The 18,489-nt window shown below is 57.2% G+C and carries 23 protein-coding genes; 8 read left to right on the forward strand and 15 right to left on the reverse strand.

Translation table 11 applies throughout. The features are described 5' to 3' along the window. Window positions 1–3 precede the first annotated feature (3 nt). The 6 genes from D9N14_RS12840 to D9N14_RS12865 all read right to left on the reverse strand — a co-directional run bounded on the left by D9N14_RS12840 (window position 4) and on the right by D9N14_RS12865 (window position 4,112). Window positions 4–231: a phosphatase gene (locus tag D9N14_RS12840; protein WP_290580259.1), complete on the reverse strand. Its 228-nt coding sequence runs from the start codon at window positions 229–231 to the stop codon at window positions 4–6. A gap of 11 nt (window positions 232–242) precedes the next feature. Beyond that, window positions 243–1,073 (reverse strand): polyphosphate kinase 2, encoded by an 831-nt coding sequence (gene ppk2, locus D9N14_RS12845; RefSeq protein ID WP_317622622.1) that lies wholly within the window; start codon window positions 1,071–1,073, stop codon window positions 243–245. Between the two features lie 314 nt (window positions 1,074–1,387). Then, a complete protein-coding gene (locus D9N14_RS12850) occupies window positions 1,388–1,822 on the reverse strand; it encodes a hypothetical protein (RefSeq protein WP_290580263.1) in 435 nt (144 codons plus the stop codon). Next, complete coding sequence (locus tag D9N14_RS12855; RefSeq protein ID WP_290580265.1) at window positions 1,819–2,931, reverse strand: mechanosensitive ion channel family protein; 1,113 nt, start codon at window positions 2,929–2,931, stop codon at window positions 1,819–1,821. The genes D9N14_RS12850 and D9N14_RS12855 overlap by 4 nt, the downstream gene beginning before the upstream one ends. Before the next feature lie 157 nt (window positions 2,932–3,088). After that, a complete protein-coding gene (locus tag D9N14_RS12860; protein ID WP_290580267.1) occupies window positions 3,089–3,754 on the reverse strand; it encodes a hypothetical protein in 666 nt (221 codons plus the stop codon). A gap of 22 nt (window positions 3,755–3,776) precedes the next feature. Then, window positions 3,777–4,112, reverse strand: a complete 336-nt coding sequence (locus D9N14_RS12865) for a hypothetical protein (RefSeq protein ID WP_290580269.1) — start codon at window positions 4,110–4,112, stop codon at window positions 3,777–3,779. A gap of 319 nt (window positions 4,113–4,431) precedes the next feature. On the opposite strand from D9N14_RS12865, the gene D9N14_RS12870 reads away from it, so the two are divergent. Continuing rightward, on the forward strand, window positions 4,432–5,067 hold the full coding sequence (locus tag D9N14_RS12870) for an alpha-ketoglutarate-dependent dioxygenase AlkB family protein (RefSeq protein ID WP_290580271.1): 636 nt from the start codon (window positions 4,432–4,434) through the stop codon (window positions 5,065–5,067). A gap of 173 nt (window positions 5,068–5,240) precedes the next feature. Here the strand turns inward: D9N14_RS12870 and D9N14_RS12875 are convergent, their stop codons facing one another. Next, the gene (locus D9N14_RS12875) at window positions 5,241–5,651 is read right to left on the reverse strand and encodes a hypothetical protein (RefSeq protein ID WP_290580273.1); all 411 of its coding nucleotides are present in this window, start codon (window positions 5,649–5,651) and stop codon (window positions 5,241–5,243) included. 95 nt (window positions 5,652–5,746) lie between these two features. On the opposite strand from D9N14_RS12875, the gene D9N14_RS12880 reads away from it, so the two are divergent. The 3 genes from D9N14_RS12880 to D9N14_RS12890 are packed head-to-tail and all read left to right on the forward strand — an operon-like array spanning window position 5,747 to window position 6,815. Next, entirely contained in the window at window positions 5,747–6,079 is a 333-nt protein-coding gene (locus D9N14_RS12880; RefSeq protein ID WP_290580275.1) for a hypothetical protein, read from the forward strand. Beyond that, complete coding sequence (locus tag D9N14_RS12885) at window positions 6,066–6,563, forward strand: hypothetical protein (RefSeq protein WP_290580277.1); 498 nt, start codon at window positions 6,066–6,068, stop codon at window positions 6,561–6,563. The genes D9N14_RS12880 and D9N14_RS12885 overlap by 14 nt, the downstream gene beginning before the upstream one ends. 39 nt (window positions 6,564–6,602) lie before the next feature. Beyond that, window positions 6,603–6,815: a hypothetical protein gene (locus D9N14_RS12890; protein WP_290580279.1), complete on the forward strand. Its 213-nt coding sequence runs from the start codon at window positions 6,603–6,605 to the stop codon at window positions 6,813–6,815. A 60-nt stretch (window positions 6,816–6,875) separates the two neighbouring features. Here D9N14_RS12890 and D9N14_RS12895 read toward each other — a convergent pair whose 3' ends face one another. The 3 genes from D9N14_RS12895 to D9N14_RS12905 form a co-directional block, all read right to left on the reverse strand. Then, complete coding sequence (locus D9N14_RS12895) at window positions 6,876–7,163, reverse strand: YebG family protein (protein WP_290580281.1); 288 nt, start codon at window positions 7,161–7,163, stop codon at window positions 6,876–6,878. 69 nt (window positions 7,164–7,232) lie between these two features. Next, window positions 7,233–7,934 carry a UPF0149 family protein gene (locus D9N14_RS12900; protein WP_290580283.1) on the reverse strand — a complete coding sequence of 234 codons (702 nt, stop codon included), beginning with the start codon at window positions 7,932–7,934 and terminating at the stop codon, window positions 7,233–7,235. Window positions 7,935–7,939: 5 nt separating this feature from the next. After that, the gene (locus tag D9N14_RS12905; RefSeq protein WP_290580285.1) at window positions 7,940–8,806 is read right to left on the reverse strand and encodes a YicC/YloC family endoribonuclease; all 867 of its coding nucleotides are present in this window, start codon (window positions 8,804–8,806) and stop codon (window positions 7,940–7,942) included. 187 nt (window positions 8,807–8,993) lie between these two features. Between D9N14_RS12905 and rph the strand changes: the two genes are divergently transcribed. The 3 genes from rph to D9N14_RS12920 all read left to right on the forward strand — a co-directional run bounded on the left by rph (window position 8,994) and on the right by D9N14_RS12920 (window position 11,335). Further along, window positions 8,994–9,710, forward strand: a complete 717-nt coding sequence (rph, locus tag D9N14_RS12910; protein ID WP_290580287.1) for a ribonuclease PH — start codon at window positions 8,994–8,996, stop codon at window positions 9,708–9,710. Window positions 9,711–9,716: 6 nt separating this feature from the next. Further along, window positions 9,717–10,367 (forward strand): orotate phosphoribosyltransferase, encoded by a 651-nt coding sequence (pyrE, locus tag D9N14_RS12915; protein ID WP_290580529.1) that lies wholly within the window; start codon window positions 9,717–9,719, stop codon window positions 10,365–10,367. 89 nt (window positions 10,368–10,456) lie between these two features. After that, a complete protein-coding gene (locus D9N14_RS12920) occupies window positions 10,457–11,335 on the forward strand; it encodes a CHAD domain-containing protein (protein ID WP_290580289.1) in 879 nt (292 codons plus the stop codon). 13 nt (window positions 11,336–11,348) lie between these two features. On the opposite strand, the gene D9N14_RS12925 is transcribed toward D9N14_RS12920, so the two are convergent. Then, window positions 11,349–11,726 (reverse strand): PleD family two-component system response regulator, encoded by a 378-nt coding sequence (locus tag D9N14_RS12925; protein ID WP_290580291.1) that lies wholly within the window; start codon window positions 11,724–11,726, stop codon window positions 11,349–11,351. Between the two features lie 407 nt (window positions 11,727–12,133). Here D9N14_RS12925 and D9N14_RS12930 point away from each other — a divergent pair, with 407 nt between their 5' ends. Next, the gene (locus D9N14_RS12930) at window positions 12,134–12,748 is read left to right on the forward strand and encodes a hypothetical protein (RefSeq protein ID WP_290580294.1); all 615 of its coding nucleotides are present in this window, start codon (window positions 12,134–12,136) and stop codon (window positions 12,746–12,748) included. Window positions 12,749–12,775: 27 nt separating this feature from the next. Here D9N14_RS12930 and slmA read toward each other — a convergent pair whose 3' ends face one another. The 4 genes from slmA to coaBC form a co-directional block, all read right to left on the reverse strand. Continuing rightward, window positions 12,776–13,378, reverse strand: a complete 603-nt coding sequence (gene slmA / locus D9N14_RS12935; RefSeq protein WP_290580296.1) for a nucleoid occlusion factor SlmA — start codon at window positions 13,376–13,378, stop codon at window positions 12,776–12,778. Window positions 13,379–13,380: 2 nt separating this feature from the next. Next, the gene (argB, locus tag D9N14_RS12940; RefSeq protein WP_290580298.1) at window positions 13,381–14,283 is read right to left on the reverse strand and encodes an acetylglutamate kinase; all 903 of its coding nucleotides are present in this window, start codon (window positions 14,281–14,283) and stop codon (window positions 13,381–13,383) included. Between the two features lie 60 nt (window positions 14,284–14,343). After that, complete coding sequence (locus tag D9N14_RS12945; protein WP_290580300.1) at window positions 14,344–16,986, reverse strand: phosphomannomutase/phosphoglucomutase; 2,643 nt, start codon at window positions 16,984–16,986, stop codon at window positions 14,344–14,346. 119 nt (window positions 16,987–17,105) lie between these two features. Beyond that, window positions 17,106–18,398: a bifunctional phosphopantothenoylcysteine decarboxylase/phosphopantothenate--cysteine ligase CoaBC gene (gene coaBC / locus D9N14_RS12950; RefSeq protein WP_290580302.1), complete on the reverse strand. Its 1,293-nt coding sequence runs from the start codon at window positions 18,396–18,398 to the stop codon at window positions 17,106–17,108. Window positions 18,399–18,489 lie beyond the last annotated feature (91 nt).

The following is an 18,489-nucleotide window of genomic DNA, read 5'->3' on the forward strand; positions in this document are numbered from 1 at the left end:
GCATCAGCGGTCGAAGTGCTCGGCACTGTTGCGGATGGAATGGGCCAGGCTGCTGACCTGGTCCGCCACCCGTTCCATTTCCAAAAACACGGCAGCGTCTATGGCGGATTCGATGAGCAACTGCAGCTCCTCGAAATGTTTTTGGCCAACATGCTCAATGCCGCTTTTGCTGAGCTTGTCCTTGAAAGCATCCACCACCTGTTGTGCGTGCTGGGTTTGTTTCTGTGTCATCTGAACACTCCTTAACGGGTCAAATCATCACGGGTGAGCACTTTTTCGTCCTGCTCATGGATGTCGCGGGCACTGCCGACGATCAGCGGGTCCGGGTCCACCGCCACCTCCGGATTTTTATCGGGATAGTCCGCTTTGCTCAACAGGTAGCGCATGGCGTTGATACGGGCCCGTTTTTTGTCGTCGGATTTGATAACCGTCCAGGGCGCGTCGGCAGTGTCGGTATAGAAAAACATGGCTTCCTTGGCTTTGGTGTAATCACTCCATTTGTCCAGTGAGGCCAGGTCGATGGGGCTCAGTTTCCATTGTTTGAGTGGGTCTTTGCGGCGTTCCTGAAAACGGCGGAACTGCTCCTCACGACTGACTGAGAACCAGAACTTGAACAGCAGAATACCACTGCGAGTCAGCATACGCTCCAGCTCCGGGGTTTGGCGCATGAACTCCAGGTATTCCTGTTCATTGCAGAAATTCATCACCCGCTCCACACCGGCCCGGTTGTACCAGGAGCGGTCAAACAGCACGATTTCACCGGCCGTGGGGAAGTGCTCGATGTAACGCTGGAAGTACCACTGGCCGGCTTCGGTTTCAGTGGGTTTTTCCAATGCCACCACGCGGGCCCCACGGGGGTTCATGTGCTCCATAACCCGTTTGATGGTGCCACCCTTGCCGGCGGCGTCGCGGCCTTCAAACAGAATCACCACCTTCTGCTTGGTGGTCTTGACCCAATTCTGAAATTTCAGCAACTCCACCTGCAGTTCCTGCTTTTTGGTTTCGTATTCACGGCGGGTCATTTTCTTGCTGTAGGGGTAGTACCCGTGTTTGAAAATGTCCTGCTTGGTCAGTTCGCGCTTGTCGGCTTTGCTCGCGCTTTCCTGCTGAATCTGCTTGGCTACTGAGTCAATGTTGCTGATCTGCTGCACTGCACCTACCACCCTGTCCGTCTGGATATTAATGAAACATGAACGTTAAGTATGGCAGTGTCTGCCCAGGATGACCCATGATATGTATCAGGTTTGGAAAGTCTATTGAGAACGATTGGTTTCGTAACACCGGATGCATAGAAGCGAAGTGCATGATGACCCGCTGCGCCAAAGGGCATTGGAGACAAAGGGCACCTGAGCGTGCCCGTTGTGAAAACCAGGCCTGTGGCGGGTGCTCAGAGCCCGCTGTTGGCAGGATAAGTGTCGGCCGGCAGGGTGTCGGTGAGGGCGTACACCAGGTGGTGCCAGGCTTTGACATCAAATGAAATATGATTTTCGCTGAAGAAGTTGTCGGCGTTGTCGATCACATCCTGCAGCACCATGGCCACGTAGTCGTCGGCGCGCTCAGAATAGATCATGCCTTCCGGTACCGCTTTTTCGAAAAACAGAATGTTGTTGTCGTGGGTATAGCCGCCCATCCGCATGCCGGTGAATTCCGGTTTATCCAGTTTGCCCGGTAACAGAAAGCTCAAATCCAGCGTGGGGCCGGCGGGTAATCGTTGTTGGCTGCGGGCACGGGCCAGGTCTGCGGCCAGTTTGGTGATGGCGAGGTTGATGGGGGTGTCCCCCAGTTCGCTGCTGGCGGTGGCAATGCTGATGTGAAGCGTCATATGTCGGTACCCCGAATTGTCTGGTTTGCAGGGTCGCTGCAAAGATCGCGCCCGTTTTCCTGGGAGGTGTTGATGGCGCGGATAGGGTAGGGAATGACGATGCCTTCCTCCCGGTAGCGTTTGTGCAATGCCTTGATGAACTCGGATTTTATGAAAAAGCGGTTAAAGTATTCCTGGGCCCGTAACATCACCGTGAAGTTGATGCTGGAACTGTCAAAGGTGTGAAACACGACAAAGGTTTCGTAATCATCCACACCCCATTTGTGTGAGATGAGAATCTCGCGGGCCACCTCCAGGGTAATCTGCTCTACATGATCCAGATCCGAGTTGTAGTGCACACCCACTTCCACCGGTACCGACAGCTCTTTTTCCGGATAAAAATAATTGATGATCTTGGAGTTGGAAAGCGCGCTGTTGGGCATGATGACGGTGTTGTTGGGCAGCATCCTGATCCAGGTGGAACGCCAGCCGATCTTTTCCACAAAGCCCTGTTCACCGGAATCCAGTTCTATGAAATCCCCCACGCGAACCGGTTTGTCGACAATCAGTTGTACGCCGGAAAAAAAGTTTTCCAGGGTGGGTTGCAGCGCCAGCGCCACCGCCAGGGATGTAATGCCGAGGGAGGCAATCAAGGGCGTGATGGAAATTCCCAGTGTCCCCAGCATGATGAGTCCACCAATGCCGAACACAATACCGCGGGTAATCCCCATGAGGATGCCCTTGCTGGTTTTCAGTGCCTCGGAGCGGGTGGTCTGTTGTTGCAGCAGCCCCGAGAGGAAACGGTCGGCGAACAGGATGATGGCGACGATGATGAGAATTTTGGCCGCGCCGGACAGGATGGGCTGCAGGCTGAAGGTTTCCGCTTCGAAGGTGATTAGCAGGTATTCCAGAAAAAACAGGTGCAGCAGCAGAATCAAAAGTGTCAGCGGCAGATGGAGGGCGCTGATGAGCAGGCTGTCATAATAAAATCGGGAGCGGTCGGCGATGCGTTGCAGTCGATTCAGGGTCAGGCGTTTGATCAACCAGACCAGCACCAGGGAGACAAGGCACAGGGTCACAGCCGGTGGCCACCCGGATTGCAGGAAGGCGAATAGTTCGGCTTTGTTCATAAACAGTCAGGGTTCCCGGCAACGGATAACCAAGAGACTGCAAATACTATTCCGCGCTAACTGCCTTCCCTAAATCCTTGTTTTTCGGTGTTTGTCCATGGGTTTGAAGGTTTGCTGCGTGCATTAAGGTGCAGACGCAACCGCCGTGCACCATGCTCTACCCGGCGGCAAGTGCCGGGGTCTCGGTGTAGGGTGGTGCCCCTGTTGACCCTGCAGCCAACGCCTGCCCCCGGCGGTTGATGATCTGCATAAAGGGCAGCACCGCCTCCATGGCCTGATCGTAGATGAACCAGGCTTCTTCCGGATCACGCTGGTTGAGTTCATTGATCTCACCCAGCAACAGGTTCAGCATCTTGTAAACGTTGTCGATGTTCATCAGCAACCAGCTGTCGTTATCCACGTAGCGATCGATGTAATTGACGAGGCGATCAAAGGTGCGCCGCAGGATCGGAAATCCGGTTTTCGCCTCTTTGCGCTGGGAAAACACCAGATAGGCCTCGTACGCGGATTCCACACAGCGGCGGGGAATGCCGTTTTTCTCCTTGAAGCGCTGCTGATACTGATCCCACGCACCGGGGAACGCAGAGTGAAAATCCGATTCACTTTTGATGCTGAATAATGGGTCCAGGGTGTAGACCAATGCCTGATAGGTGTCCGTCAGAGGGGCCACGACACTGGCCAGCGCCACCTGAAACTCCGCTTGCGGAATCTGGCTGATCAGGGTCTGCTGGATGGCCGCCAGCTCGGTGGCCGTGGTGGCGATGCTGGCGGCTTCTTTACAGAGTGTGAATTCCAGTTTGCTGGTGAGGGGGGTGACTGGCATGCTGCGTTCTCCCGCTTGTGATTCAGGTGAGGTCGACGGTTTCCGCGATGCAGGCGCTGTCTTTTACCCGGTGCAGGGCGTTGTTGAAGACCATATCGGATTCAAACAGGACGCTTTTCACCAGCACTTGTCCGGAATTGTTTTTGATGACGAAAAAGCTGTCACCGTCCGGCGTCTTGCCGGCCCCGATTTGCGGGCTCATCAGTGAGCCCACCTGAACGTCCTTGATGGATTGCGCGGCGTCTTCCTTGGATTCATACTCGCCGCTCATCAGCAAGCGGGTGCCTTCCTTGTCGAAAAATTCAAAAAAGAACAGTTGATCCGCGTTTTTGCAGAGCTTGAAATGGGCGCCGGCCATAGTGATCTCCTCGCATTGAACGGTGGTTTCCAACGTTGTCGTGCAACGACGGTTTTAATAACGGCTATAAAGTGGATAGCAATTCGGGTGCCATGGGGAATGGCCCGAATCCAAGGGAATTTGGTGGTGTGTATGGCGATATTGTCGGCTTTGCGACAGGGACGGTGAGCCCATTGTCTGATTGCCGACGGTTACCTTGGGCTGATGGCGGTGCCGGTGGTAGCGCTGGTGGCTGTACCGTTGATAGTGCGTGCAGTAATAGACGGTTGGCGCAGGATTTGCTGAAACCGGAGTGTGTTCCCGCAGGTGTGAAACCCCAATGAACAAGCTCATTCCCTCCTTCACTGCTTCCTCCACTGCTTCCTCTGCCATAGACAGGCTGTCGGTCATGTCGGACTTCTACCCGCGGGCGGAAAGTGAAGAACTGTATCAACGCCTGCGCCAGCAACAGACGTGGCCGGACAACCATTATGAGATCGCCGGCCGGCGCTTCCGTTTACCGCGTTTGCAGACCTGGCATGCGGATACGGGCATTGTCTACAGCTATAGCAATAACCTGCTGCAAACACGTCCCTGGACGGCACTGCTGCTCAGCATCCGGCGGCGGGTGGAGCAGCGCGTTGGCCACCGGTTCAACGCGGTACTGGTGAATTACTACCGTAATGGCGAGGACTATGTGGGCTGGCACAGCGACGATGAGCGGGAGATGGGTGCGGCGCCGGTGATCGCCTCGCTCAGCCTGGGGCAGGCCCGGGTGTTTGAAGTGCGCCCCCTGGGCAATGGCGCATGCCGTTCCGCCGCGGCGGGCAACGTACAATCCCTAACGCTGCATTCCGGTGATCTGCTGTTGATGGAGGCGGGGTTTCAACAGCATTGGGAACATCGGGTGCCGGCGCAGGACGCAGTGACGGGTGGGCGCATCAATCTGACGTTTCGTTACGTATTGCCGCCTTAGGGGGTGAGTGGTCTTGAAAGTCCAGGAGGGTAAGCAGGCGCAATAAGAGTGGGCTATTTTGCGTTCTTTTTTTTAGAGGTCAGGTAGCCCTTACTAAACACCACTACCCCAACGACGATCAAAGATAGAACAAAATAGTCCCAAAACTGTAGATCACTGAACATTACCCATCCTCACGAAAGCGCCATGATGCGAGGGTTACGCATGATTTCAGCTTCGACCAGCAGCGTTCCGTAAATCCCGTTACTGTGTAGAAAAGCGGAAACGCTTTGCGGCGTCGCTCTCTTACTGGCGGTTACACATATAGAATTGTCAATAGCAGCCATCATCATACTACCGGCAGCCACGCCTGCATACCCGGCAGCGCCTATGGCAGAAAGGGTAACGATGACTCCTCCAGCGCCCACCTCTGCGATTGACAAGGCCGCCGCTGCACTAATGCCAGGGTTCAGATTTGCCGCGGCCACCAAAGCTCCCACTGTGGTTAATGCTTTGTCATAAGTGTCGAAAAAACCACCAGGGACAGGCGCCCCAAGGGCATTCATTCTCTGTTCAAAGGCGCTGTACCAACTGCATTCACTCATCGTCTTGCTTCCTCCATGAAATATCTATATAGACGAGTACAGCTAAAAAATTCCATGGTTTGATAAGTGAATCTGATAGACCAAGGAGGGTCTACATGAAGTATGGGATGTTATGTCGTGCTGCCGTCATTAATTACTTTTGGGGGCAGGGTACTGCCACTCCTCAGTCCGTGAATGAGCAGGCCGCGCTGGTTGCTTATGAGGCTCTAGAGCAAGCCAATGTGTGCTCCGATTCCATGGACTTAGTCCCTCGTCCTACCTATGGCGCCGCTAACGTCAAATGGGTTGTGAAGCAGGTTGCCAAGATCGGCAAGCGTGTTATGTCCGGCGATACGGCAATCTATAACGCTTGCCGCGGAGCTGTTGGAGTCCGCTATAAGTCAAAATTAAATGAAGCATTGATGGGGATTAAACATGAACGGATGTAAGCAAGCTTTAGTGGCTTTGCTGTGCTCGTTGGTCGCCGCGGGGTGTATGGCAGACGATTGGGTTTTACTTTCTTATGCCGGGTTGAATTTTTCGGTGCCCCCTAGCCCACAGGCTATGGGTGTAAAAGGTGATGACAGCGATTTTTTTGTTGTGCGTTATGGTGCAGAAAAGAGTAAGCAATATGTGGCGTTCACCCGCTTTCTGGCTGAGCCACAATATCAGTGCGATAGCATCGAGTTCGTGCGAGCAGCTTTAGGCGAGTTGAAAAAGACCGAATGTGATCAGCAGGAAGTGACTATGTTCGCGAAGGTATTTGCAAATGATAAAAAGCACGGGCTGTTGAAAAAGGAAAATATGGATGTGTTCTACAGCGAGCTTGATGATTCCTATTTCTTATTTGTGGTCACCCCGGATAAAAGCGTTATTAAGATCGATAGTGATTTCCTGTCAGAAGCCGATATGAAGAGAGTAATAGGACTATAAACAATCTCGCTAGACTGTTCGTATCCAGAAGCCGCCAACGTGATTGTCAGTTTGCGCGTTCTGCATGAGCTGCAGCCGGATAGGCCGGAGGAAGATGGTAGTAAATTGATCACGTCCAACCTGGTCGATGTGTTGCAGGCGCAAGCACAATACGAGCAATTACCGGAAGGTGTTCGGCAGCAGCTTGACTCGATAAAGGCGCTGCAGGCTCCATTCAAAATGATTGAATCGGCTCAGGCTTTGGGTTTGTAGTCCGCTGGAAATGACTTTAGGAGGCAGGCACTACCTGCCTCATCCACAACGGATTATCCCTTAAGACTTCGCCGCCAGGGGCGTCACATTGGAGGTGGATTCCTCCGCGCTCACCTGTGAAAGTGCTTCCGGCTTGCCTTTGCAGGCAGCCATGATGAGTTCCTTGTTTCTGGATAACAGCAGTCCCAATTGCTCGGCGTCCTGCTCTTTGATGCTGCTGGAATGCTGGGTCAGTAGCTCTGCAAAGGCCTCGGCCAGTTCCAGCATTTTATCGTGGGCGTCTGCATCTTTTTTATCACTGAACATACTGCCATCTCTATCGCACTTCCACATTGCCACAACAGCCATGTATCACCTCGTGGAGTTTTGGTTGAATGTACGCTAACTGTATATGCATACAGTCTGGTTGGCAAGTGGTCAATGCAAACAACACTTCTTGAATTTCTTGCCGCTGCCACAGGGGCAGGGGTCATTGCGGCCCACTTTGGGTTGGTCATACTGCACGGTCTGCGGCGGTGGTATAAATTCTCCGGGTTCGTGCATGCGTTGTTCCAGCCAGTAGCCGTGGAGGATCTGCGCCGCCGGTTCAATGGCGCCGATCATGGTTTGGCGGGTTTCCTCGTCCAGCTTTTCCAGTTCCTCTTCCATGTCCGGGTCGGTGTGAATGCCGATGGCCATCAGGTATTTTTCATATTCCTGCGGCAGTTGCTCCCAGCCGCCACCCACCGCCATGCCGCGCAGGTAACCCAGGCACCAGTCGTCCGGCAGGCGCTGGATGTCACCATTTTCTTCGATCTCCATGAAGATGGCTTCAAATTCCTCGTTAGCGTCCATCAGCATCTCGATGTTGCTGTTCATGTGCTGCATCACCAGCGACGCAAAGCGGCTGAATTCGTCGTCGCCTTCCCAGTCAGTGGATTCGTCTTTCTCATCCGACGACCAGATGGCCGGCATCCACTGGCTCGGTAACACCATGTTGGGGCCGGACACCAGGGCGGTCAGAAAGCCGTCCAGTTCGGATACGTTGAGGATGGAGGAGTCGGTGGCATACTTGTGCAGCATGGCATCGACAAATTCCAGTTCGGTTTGATTCAGGGGTTCACTGCTGGCGCTAAACATAGGCTTCACTCAATATTCTGGATCTGTTCGCGCATCTGCTCGATCAGTACTTTTAATTCCACCGCGGCCTGGGTGGTGAGGGTGTTGATGGATTTTGAGCCCAGGGTGTTGGCTTCCCGATTCAGTTCCTGCATCAGGAAATCCAGGCGGCGTCCCACCGCACCACCCTGCTTCAGGGTGCGGCGCACTTCTTTGACATGGGTTTCCAGCCGGTCCAGCTCTTCGTCCACATCGGTTTTTTGCGCCAGGTAGACGATCTCCTGTTCCAGGCGATCCTGATCCACGTTGGCGCTGATTTCCTCCAGCCGGGCTTTCAGTTTTTCCTTTTGCGCCTGCAGGATCTCCGGCAGGTGCTGGCGCACGATGGCCACCTGTTGGTCGATGCCATCCAGGCGTTCACCGATGATGGTGTTCAGCACCTGGCCTTCCCGCTCCCGGTTGGCGATGAATTCCTTGAGGGCCTCTTTCAGCAAAGACAGCGCTGCCTGCTGGATTTCGCTTTGATCGGTTTCCGGTGTCGCCACCACGCCAGGCCAGTTCAGCAGGCTGGTGACCGACAGGGTGCCGCTCTCGCCAGTGAGGTTACCCAGTTTGTGGGCCGCTTCCAGCAGTTGTTTCACGAAGGTTTCATTGATTTCCAGGCTGACGGGGGTGACGTGTTCGGATTTGAGCTTGAGGGTGCATTCCACCTTGCCGCGGCTGAGGCTGTGACGCAGGGCCTCCCGCACCGGGTTTTCCAGGTCCCGCAGGGTATCCGGCAGGCGCGGGTGGACTTCCAGGTAGCGATGATTCACCGAGCGCAATTCCCAGGACAGGGTTCCCCAGGGGGCGGTGTGTTCCTTGCGGCTGAAGGCGGTCATGCTGCGAATCATCAAGTGGGCTCCTGGTTGGCACTGGGCGTGGGGCGGAGGCCCATTCTAACCGAGTTTGCCGGTGGCAACCTAATATCGGTGATAATGTGCTAAATCCACGGCGTTTTTCAGTATACTGTGCGCCCTTATAGAGACATGAAAACTAGAAACACGAAACTGACCATTCAAACAGTCAAGGAGCCACACCATGCGACCCAGCGGACGTCAACCGGACCAGATGCGCGACGTAAAGATCACCCGTGAGTACACCTGCCACGCGGAGGGTTCGGTGCTGGTGGAATTCGGCAACACCAAGGTGATTTGTACCGCCAGCGTGGAAGAAGGGGTGCCGCGCTTTTTGAAAGGCCAGGGCCAGGGTTGGGTGACCGCCGAATACGGCATGCTGCCCCGGGCCACCGGCACCCGCAACCGGCGTGAAGCCGCCGGCGGCAAGCAGGGTGGCCGCACTCTGGAGATCCAGCGCCTGATCGCCCGCTCCCTGCGGGCCGCCCTGGACCTGAAAAAAGTGGGCGAGAACACCATCTATGTGGATTGTGATGTGATCCAGGCCGACGGCGGCACCCGCACCGCTTCCATCACCGGCGGCTGCGTGGCTCTGGTGGACGCCCTCACCCACATGCTCAACAAGAACATGATCAAGGAAGACCCCCTGCAGCGCCTGATCGCGTCGGTGTCGGTGGGTGTGTACAAGGGCACCCCGGTGCTGGACCTGGATTATCCGGAAGACTCCGGCGCCGAAACCGACATGAACGTGGTGATGACTCAGCACGGTGGCATGGTGGAAGTGCAGGGCACCGCCGAAGGTGCACCCTTCCAGCGGGCGGAGATGGATGCCATGATGGATCTGGCAGAAAAGGGCATCAAGGAATTGTTCGCGCTGCAACAAAAAGCCCTGGGGTGGTAAGCCATGATCAAACCCTACCAGCGAGAATTCATCGAGTTTGCCCTCAGCCTGGATGTGCTGAGATTCGGCGAGTTTACCCTCAAGTCCGGCCGCAAGAGCCCGTATTTTTTCAATGCCGGTCTGTTCAATACCGGCCTGGCCCTGGCCAAACTGGGGCGATTCTACGCTGCGGCCATTGAGGATGCCGGGGTGGCGTTCGATGTGTTGTTCGGCCCTGCCTATAAAGGCATTCCCATTGCTTCCGCCACGGCGGTGGCACTGGCGGACCACCACAACAAAGATCTGCCCTGGTGTTTCAACCGCAAGGAAGCCAAAGACCACGGGGAGGGCGGCAGTTTGGTGGGATCGCCCTTGACGGGCAAGGTGCTGATCATTGACGATGTGATTACCGCCGGCACAGCCATTCGTGAAGTCATGGACATCATCGGCCAGACCGAGGCCAGCCCCGCCGGTGTGGTGGTGGCGCTGGACCGGCAGGAAAAAGGCAAGGCGGAACGGTCGGCGATTCAGGAGGTGGAGCGGGATTTTGGCATTCCCGTCATCAGCATCATCAACCTGAATCAACTGATCGATTATATGGAAGAGCACGCCTCCGGTGCGCTGGCGGAGCACCTGCCCAAGGTGAAAGCCTATCGGGAGCAGTTCGGGGTTCAGTGATCAACGCTCAGTGACTGGCGGCAACCACCTGTCACCGAAACGTCACGGTAACCCCCTAATTTTACGCCTGTCTGGGGTACTATGGCGCTATGACTCAATCCCGTACCGGAACCGACCCGGTGTTCAAACTGGCCCAGCAGCGGGTCAATAAACTGCTCAAAAAAATCCGGGCGGAGGCCCAGGCTTCCGCCACAGATCCCCATACCCTCTCTCCGCCGCTGGTGCACAGCCTGCGGGTGTGTACCAAACGGCTGCGGGCACTGTTGCAGCTGTATCGACCGGTGGCGGGCAAGACGGCCATCAAAGCGGTGGACCAGTCCATTCGAGCCCTGGCCAATGCCTATTCCGGGCAGCGGGATGCGGTGGTGCAGTATGAAACCCTGTGTCATCTGGCAGATCAGTACCAGCAAAGCCACGGCAGCGACATGCAACCCCTGTTGGATCATTTTCAGGCGCGCCTGGACGACAAGGCGGAGTCCGCCAGCCCGCTGCAGCCAGAGGCCGCGTTCATCGCCATTCTTGAACGTTGGCAGCAAAAACTGAAAGGCAAAAAGCAGCCCGACTTTGAAAGTGGCCTGGAGTACGCCTATCGCAAGGCCCGCAAACTGGCCTATGAGGCGGAAGCCTCTGACGATGACGAGGCGTATCACCAGTGCCGCAAGTGGACCAAGTATTACCTTTACCAGTTGCAGATGCTGGTGGACAAGCCCCGCCCCCGGGATAAGGCATTGATCAAGCAGCTGAAGGCGCTGGGGGAGCGGTTGGGGCTGTTTCACGATCGCTGTGTGCTGGAACAGGCGCTGAACCGCATGCTTAACCAAGGGTTGGACCATGAAGCCCTGGAACAGGCCGTGTTATTGATGCTGACCTGGCTGATGGAGCAGAAACGGCAGGATAAGAAACAGTGTCAGGAGTGGTTTGAGGGCGTCTTCTCGCGCCCTCACAATGGCGTCAAGCTGAAGGGCTGAGCCCCTAACCTTTTCAGGCCGCTTCGTTAATCACGTCCTGCAGCAGCAGCTTGATGTCCTGGGGGCTGGCCACCTTACTCAGGAATCGGTCACAACCACACTTGGCAAAGCGGGTGCGCTCCTTCTCGGAATCCTTGTAGGACACGATCACGATGGGCACGGTGCTGACTTCCGGAATGGCTTTCAGTTTTTCCACCAGCTGTTCCGACACCATGTCCGGCAGGGTGGCATCCACCAGGATCAGGTCATAATTCCATTCCTGGCACTTGGCCAAACACTCAAAGCCCAGGGCATAGAATTTGATGTGGTAATTGTCATCCAGTGACTTGGTCAGATAGCGACGGAATCCCAGATCATCGTCTACGCAGAGAATGTTGAACTGACGCGGCATAGGTGCACCTCTGTAATTGCGAGCGGCCGTGTAATTGTTATTCAGCCAATCTCCAATATAGACCTTAAGGCGGGAATCTGCAGACAAGAGTTACGTAAGATTGCAATAATAAATTAATTAGCTTTAGTTATGCCGGGTGCGGCGTTAACGTATTGAATTATATGCTGACTTATCATCAATGGCGGCACAGGTTCAGCCCCGGTTCAGGGGGGATCGGTTACATCTGGGTTAGCGACCTGATCGTCACTTTTGAACCCGGGTCGGCGCCCGGGTACGACACCGCGCAATCTGCAGGCTAGAATGAAGGGAGTGACCCACCGTTCGAGCCCGGGTTGCAAGGCTTCCGGGCGCAGTCAACATCATCTGAACGTGAACGGAAAACAGTGGAGAAGAGGGGAATTTTGAGTTTGAACGTGACCAACCTGGTGATCGGCCTGCTGGGCATCCTGATGGTCCAGTCGGTGTCGGCGGTGAACTTTTACCGTTATGAGAACGATGAGGGGCGCAAGGTGATGACCCAGACCCTGCCCCCGGAAGTGGTACCCCGCGGGTATGAGGTGCTCAATGAACGGGGCTCCGTCATCAAGGTGGTGCCGCGGGCCATGACCCCTGAAGAACTGGCGGCGCAAGCGGAAGTGGACCGGCAGAAGCGCCTGGATGCGGAACAGATGGAGCGGGACAAGCAGTTGCTGGCCATCTTCTCCAGCCCCAAGGACGCTGAGCGGGCCCGGGATCGCAAACTGGAGGCCATCGATGTCTACATCAATGTGACCCGGGGCAATATTGCCAAGCTGCAGAGCGAATACAACACGGCCCAGGCCCAGGCGGCGGCCCGTGAGCGCTCCGGCGAAGAGGTGCCGGAATACCTGGTGTCCAAAATGGAGAGTTTCGCCCGTCAGATCCGGCGTGCGGAGGAGTCCATTGCGGAGAAAGAGCAGGAAAAGGTGTCGATCAGTGACGAGTACCAGCAGGATATTGATCGCCTGAAGTACCTGATGGAGAAACGCAACGCCGGCCGTTAGGCCCGTCGCCGTGGGTTCGGGGCAGCCTCAGGCGTTGGCGCGGAACAGGGCCTGTGCCAGCAGGTGCCATTGCTCGTCCCAGCCCTCCATGGGGGAGCGCTTGAAGCCCGAACGAACATACTGACAGATGCGGCCTTCTGCCGCCGACAGCATCAGGTTAGCACTCTGGGTGGCGCTCAACTGGGTGCGCTTGCCTTCCTTCAGTTCCGCTTCCCGCAGGATCTGCTTCAGCTGGGTTTCAATGCGATCAAACAACTGGATCACCCGTTGCCGCAGGCGATCGGTTTCCCCGGTGATGGCATCGCCGGTGAGAATGCGGGTGATGCCCGGGTTTTTTTCGGAGAAACCCAGCAGCAGGTGCAGGATCTGGCCGCATTGGGTGGTGCTGTCCGGCTCCTCCTTGACGATCAGGCTGATGCGAGAGAACAGGCTGGTTTCAATGAACTCAATCAGGCCTTCGAACATCTTGGCCTTGCTGGGAAAGTGACGGTAGAGGGCTGCTTCCGAGACGCCAACCTCTTTGGCCAGGGCCGCCGTGGTGATGCGGCCCCCTGGGGAGGCCTCCAGCATGTGGGCCAGAGCCTGGAGTATTTGTTCTTTGCGTGAGGCTTTGCGCTCGCTGATGGCCATTGTCAGACATTCTCGCTGGTGATCAGGGTGCCAACTCCAGCGTCGGTGAAGATCTCCAGCAATACGGCGTGGGGAACACGTCCGTCGATGATGTGGGAGCTGGTAACGCCGGCCTTCACTGCATCCAGGGCACATTGGATTTTCGGCAGCATACCTCCGTATATGGTGCCATCGTCGATCAGGGCGTCCACTTCCTTCGGGGACAGGCCGGTCAGCACCTGCCCCTGTTTATCCAGTAATCCTGCGATGTTGGTGAGCAACATCAGTTTTTCCGCCTTGAGGGCTTCCGCCACTTTGCCGGCCACCAGGTCGGCATTGATGTTGTAGGAAGCGCCATCTGCGCCCACGCCGATGGGGGCAATGACGGGAATGAAATCGCTGTTCACCAGCATGTTGATCACCGCGGTGTCCACCGATTCCACCTCGCCCACGTGACCGATGTCGATGATCTCGGGGGCATCCATACCCGGCGCATTGCGGCTGAGCTTAAGCTTTTTGGCGCGGATCATCTGGCCGTCTTTGCCGGTCAGGCCCACAGCCTTGCCGCCATTGTTGTTGATCAGGCTGACGATGTCCTTGTTCACCAGGCCGCCCAGTACCATTTCCACCACGTCCATGGTTTCGGCGTCGGTGACCCGCATGCCTTCAACGAATTCGCTTTGCTTGCCGATCTTTTTCAACAGGTCGCCGATCTGGGGGCCACCGCCATGGACCACCACCGGATTCATGCCCACCAGCTTCATCATCACCACGTCACGGGCGAAGCTGTTGGTGAGTTCCTCGGTTTCCATGGCGTTGCCGCCAAACTTGATGACGATGGTGCGCCCGGTGAAGCGCTGGATATAAGGCAGGGCTTCTGACAGTACCTGGGCGATGTTCAGTGCTTGGTCTTTGCTAAGGGTCATGATCGCTGTCGCCAGGTGTTGTGGCACCTGGCGTCCGGTTCTTATGTTGAATTCTGGTATTTAAAAAGAGATGTTCAAGCTGGGCTCAACGGCCAACAGTTGCTCGCGGAACACGGATTTTACTGTTTCCAGAGCCGCTTCGGTATCCCCTTCGAAGCGGGCCACCAGCACCGGTGTGGTGTTGGACGCACGGATCAACCCCCAGCTATCGGGGAAGTCTACCCTGACTCCATCGACTTTGACCAGATTTCCGCCCTCAAAATTGCCCTGGGATTCCAGTTTTTCCATTATTTTGAACTTGTTCGCATCGGAAACCTGGATGTGCAGTTCCGGGGTGCTGACCTTCTCCGGGAACTCCGCGAACACCTGGTCGGATTCAAAGGGCTCCATGGAGAGGATCTCCAGCAGCCGGGCGGCGCTGTAGATGGCGTCGTCGAAGCCGTACCAGCGATCGTTGAAGAAGATGTGGCCAGACAGTTCGCCCCCCACCACGGCGCCGGTTTCTTTCATCTTGGCCTTCATGAGGGAGTGGCCCGTGGCGCACATGATGGCGCGCCCCCCCAGGTTGCTCACCAGCTCGGCCACATCGCGGCTGCATTTCACATCGTAGAGGATGTCGGCGCCGGGGTTGCGGGCCAGCAGATCCCGGGCATACAGCATCAGCATGCGGTCGGGCCAGATGATTTTGCCGCTCTGGGTAACCAGCCCCAGGCGGTCGCCATCGCCGTCCAGCGCCAGGCCCAGCTCGGCCCCTTCGGCTTGCACCGTGCGGATCAGATCCTGCAGGTTGGTCGGGTCGCTGGGGTCCGGGTGGTGATTGGGAAAATCGCCGTCCACGTCGGCGAACAGCGGGGTGATCATGCAGCCCAGGGCTTCCAGCAATTGATTGGTGAGCGGCCCGGCCACACCGTTGCCGGTATCCACCACCACTTTCATGGGCTTGGCCAGTACCACGTCACTGCAGATGCGTTCCATGTATTCAGGCACCACATCGATGGCTTCGTAGCGGCCCTGCCCTTTCACCAGTTTGCCTTTGTCCAGGCGCTTGCGCAGGGCCTGGATGCGATCCTGGGCCAGGGTCTCGTCGTTGATGACGATTTTAAAGCCGTTGTATTCGGGCGGATTGTGGCTGCCGGTCACCATGACACCGCTTTGGGTGCGTTGGGTCTTGGTGGCGTAATAGAGTACCGGGGTGGGGACCATCCCCAGGTCGATGACGTCGCAGCCGGTGGACTGGATGCCGTCCGCCAGGGATTCGGCCAGCTCCTGACTGGAATGCCGGCCGTCGCGGGCCACCAGAATGGCTTCCTGGCCCGCCTCTTTGGCTTCACTGGCGATGGCGGCCCCCAGGGCGTAGGCCACGTCCTGGTCCAGGGTGTCGCCCACCACGCCGCGAATGTCATAGGCGCGGAAGATTTCCGGTGCCACGGTGACGTCGATGCTGGCCATTTGCGGCTCGGCCACCTGTACGTCTTCCAGTTGCAGGGGGCTGTCGTCGATGTCGGCGGCGGCGCTCAGCAGGTCATGGTCGTCCCCATCCAGGTCCATGTCCATATCCAGCACGTCATCGTTGCGGTAGTTGGGTTCAAAGTCCGGCATGGCGCCTTTGCCACTGGCAGGGTTGGCCGCGGCGGCGGCTTTGGCTTTGTCCAGTTGGCGCGCCACTTTGGTTTCGTAGTCAGAAAGCAGGCGCCCCAGGGTTTGGGCCAGGGAGGCAAATATGCCGAGGGTGAACGGCTTGTCGCTCTTGCCTTTCTGCAGCTGGGCCTGGAGAAAGGCTGCCAGGGCCATGGCGTTGCCTTGCAGGCTGCGATTCAACAGGAAATAGCTGGTGCCGGACAGTGCCAGTACCAGGATCACGGACACCGCCACCAGGATCCAGGCGGTGGTGCTGCCGCTGGCAATGATGTTGGTGCTGGCTGCCGGATAGAAGCGGGCGCTCCAGTGGGGCACCTGGCCTTTGGCTTCGTAGCCCGGGCCGGTTTTGTGCTGGGGGTTGCCGCTGGTGTACATCACCTGGGGCTTGTTGGAAAAGGTCTGGATCACTTCCACATAACCCTGCTCGGCTTTCAGTTCCGGTAAGCTGGCTTTCAGGGCGTCCAGCTCGAAACTCACCAACAGGCTGCCGATGATCTTCTCCCCGCTGCGCACGGCCTTGACGATGGTCAGGTAGGAGCGGTTGTCGTGCTGGTGGATTTCCGGCACGGCGTTGTTCTTCTTGTCGGCCTTGGCCACCATGTCCAGTTGGGCGAAGCTGATGGGTGGGATGCTGGAGGCGTCTTTCTGGGCTTTGCCCTTTTTGAAAATGTGGACGCTGCTGGCGGCGGGAAACAAGGCCTGCAGTTCCTGCTCTCGTTGCTCTACATTGACCCCGTTGCCTTTCAGGGCATCCCGCACCAGGGCACTGTCCGCCATCTGCTGCACGCTGGCCTGGTAGCTCTGGCCCAGCTGGGTCAGGTCATTGACGAAGTGTTCAGCCTGCGCGGTACCGAGGATGGCCATCTGTTTCTCGGCGCTGGGCATGAGCACCAGCAGCAACAGAAGGGCGCCACAGACGGCGGTGACCAGGGCAGAGCCCACCATGGCGGGCAGCATGATGCCCATCAGGCCGGCTTTGACGGTGTGCTGTTCGTTGCTGGTGTCTTTTTCTTTTTTGCTTTTTTTCTCGGCATCAGCCTTGGCGGGCTTTGCTTTCTTAACCATGAGGTGTCCTGCTTAGCGTTGGGTCACGGCCAATCTGGATCGGAAGTGCCGAAACCTTTACTTATGTTCAGACCTTTACCTATTGTTCAGCGTAGCAGTTCTGGCCGACACTGCTTAGGCTATCGGGCGTTTTTGTGCTGTTGTTGGTAGTGGGTGGCGATCAGGGTCACCAGGTCCCGGGCGATCTGTGCCTTGCTGGCCAGATCAATGGCTTGCTGCCCATCCGGCCAGATGACGGTGACTGCATTCTGGTCGCTGTTAAAGCCGATGTCGCTGCGGCTGACGTCGTTGGCCACGATCATATCCAGTCCCTTGCGGGCGATTTTCTGGCGGGCATAGTTTTCCACGTCCTGGGTTTCAGCGGCGAAGCCCACGGTGAAGGGTTTGGGGGAGTGGCTGGCTACGGCGGCCACGATGTCCGGGTTCTCCACCAGGGTCAGGGTCATTCTGCCGTCTTGGATCGTGCCGCTATTATCCTGTTTTTTGATCTTTTGATTGCGTGAATTTTCCACACGGAAATCCGCCACCGCGGCGGTTGCAATGAAAATATCGGTCTGCTTAAGGGCGCCCAGGCTGGCGTCATACATATCCTGGGCGCTGACCACATCGATGCGCTGCACCCGGTCCGGGGTGGGCAGGTGTACCGGGCCACTGATCAAGGTCACCTGCGCACCGGCGTCCCGGGCGGCCTCGGCCAGGGCAAACCCCATTTTGCCGGAACTGTGGTTGCTGATGTAGCGCACCGGGTCAATGGCCTCGCGGGTGGGGCCGGCGGTAATGGTGATGCGGGTGCCGGTGAGCAGCTGGCGCGGAAACAGGCCGGCGGTAAGGTGGGCCAGTTCGGTGGGCTCCAGCATACGCCCGGGGCCCACATCGCCGCAGGCCTGTTCACCGGCGGCGGGGCCAAACAAGGGAATGCCGCGGGCCTGCAACAAGGCGATGTTGTCCTGGTTGGAGCGGCTGGCCCACATGGCCTGGTTCATGGCCGGGGCCACCGCCAGCGGACAGCGGGCCGCCAGGCACAGGGTGGTGAGCAGGTCGTTGCCGTGGCCGTGGGCCATGCGGGCCAGAAAATCCGCACTGGCGGGTGCCACCAGGATCAGGTCCCCCCAGCGGGCCAGTTCGATGTGGCCCATGGCCGCTTCCGCCTCGGTGTCCAGCAGGGTGGTGTGCACCGGGTTGCCGGACAGGGCCTGCAGGGTCAGGGGTGTAATGAATTCCTGGGCCGCCGGGGTCATCACCACCCGCACATCCGCCCCCAGATCCTTCAGTCGTCGTATCAGCTCGGCGCTTTTATAGGCGGCAATCCCCCCGGTGACGCCCAGTACGATGCGGCGATTGGCCAGGGCCAGACGGCTGTCCGGTGGCGCGATATTCTGCTGCGGGCTGTCCTGCTGGGGGGTGTCCGGCATAGTTCAGTATTTCCAGTGACTTATCGTTCGTGGTCAGTGCATGTTAAAAGCCCCGGCGGAGCTGCACAAGCCCCGCTTTCCCGTAGGCTTT

It is taken from the genome of Ketobacter sp. (genome assembly GCF_003671495.1).
Taxonomy (GTDB): domain Bacteria; phylum Pseudomonadota; class Gammaproteobacteria; order Pseudomonadales; family Ketobacteraceae; genus Ketobacter.

Coding starts and splice junctions, on each gene's coding strand:
- D9N14_RS12840 (WP_290580259.1), bottom strand. CDS start 231: ATGACACAGAAACAAACCCAGCACGCACAACAGGTGGTGGATGCTTTC.
- D9N14_RS12850 (WP_290580263.1), bottom strand. CDS start 1,822: ATGACGCTTCACATCAGCATTGCCACCGCCAGCAGCGAACTGGGGGAC.
- D9N14_RS12855 (WP_290580265.1), bottom strand. CDS start 2,931: ATGAACAAAGCCGAACTATTCGCCTTCCTGCAATCCGGGTGGCCACCG.
- D9N14_RS12860 (WP_290580267.1), bottom strand. CDS start 3,754: ATGCCAGTCACCCCCCTCACCAGCAAACTGGAATTCACACTCTGTAAA.
- D9N14_RS12865 (WP_290580269.1), bottom strand. CDS start 4,112: ATGGCCGGCGCCCATTTCAAGCTCTGCAAAAACGCGGATCAACTGTTC.
- D9N14_RS12870 (WP_290580271.1), top strand. CDS start 4,432: ATGAACAAGCTCATTCCCTCCTTCACTGCTTCCTCCACTGCTTCCTCT.
- D9N14_RS12875 (WP_290580273.1), bottom strand. CDS start 5,651: ATGAGTGAATGCAGTTGGTACAGCGCCTTTGAACAGAGAATGAATGCC.
- D9N14_RS12880 (WP_290580275.1), top strand. CDS start 5,747: ATGAAGTATGGGATGTTATGTCGTGCTGCCGTCATTAATTACTTTTGG.
- D9N14_RS12885 (WP_290580277.1), top strand. CDS start 6,066: ATGAACGGATGTAAGCAAGCTTTAGTGGCTTTGCTGTGCTCGTTGGTC.
- D9N14_RS12895 (WP_290580281.1), bottom strand. CDS start 7,163: ATGGCTGTTGTGGCAATGTGGAAGTGCGATAGAGATGGCAGTATGTTC.
- D9N14_RS12900 (WP_290580283.1), bottom strand. CDS start 7,934: ATGTTTAGCGCCAGCAGTGAACCCCTGAATCAAACCGAACTGGAATTT.
- D9N14_RS12905 (WP_290580285.1), bottom strand. CDS start 8,806: ATGATTCGCAGCATGACCGCCTTCAGCCGCAAGGAACACACCGCCCCC.
- rph (WP_290580287.1), top strand. CDS start 8,994: ATGCGACCCAGCGGACGTCAACCGGACCAGATGCGCGACGTAAAGATC.
- D9N14_RS12920 (WP_290580289.1), top strand. CDS start 10,457: ATGACTCAATCCCGTACCGGAACCGACCCGGTGTTCAAACTGGCCCAG.
- D9N14_RS12925 (WP_290580291.1), bottom strand. CDS start 11,726: ATGCCGCGTCAGTTCAACATTCTCTGCGTAGACGATGATCTGGGATTC.
- slmA (WP_290580296.1), bottom strand. CDS start 13,378: ATGGCCATCAGCGAGCGCAAAGCCTCACGCAAAGAACAAATACTCCAG.
- argB (WP_290580298.1), bottom strand. CDS start 14,283: ATGACCCTTAGCAAAGACCAAGCACTGAACATCGCCCAGGTACTGTCA.
- D9N14_RS12945 (WP_290580300.1), bottom strand. CDS start 16,986: ATGGTTAAGAAAGCAAAGCCCGCCAAGGCTGATGCCGAGAAAAAAAGC.
- coaBC (WP_290580302.1), bottom strand. CDS start 18,398: ATGCCGGACACCCCCCAGCAGGACAGCCCGCAGCAGAATATCGCGCCA.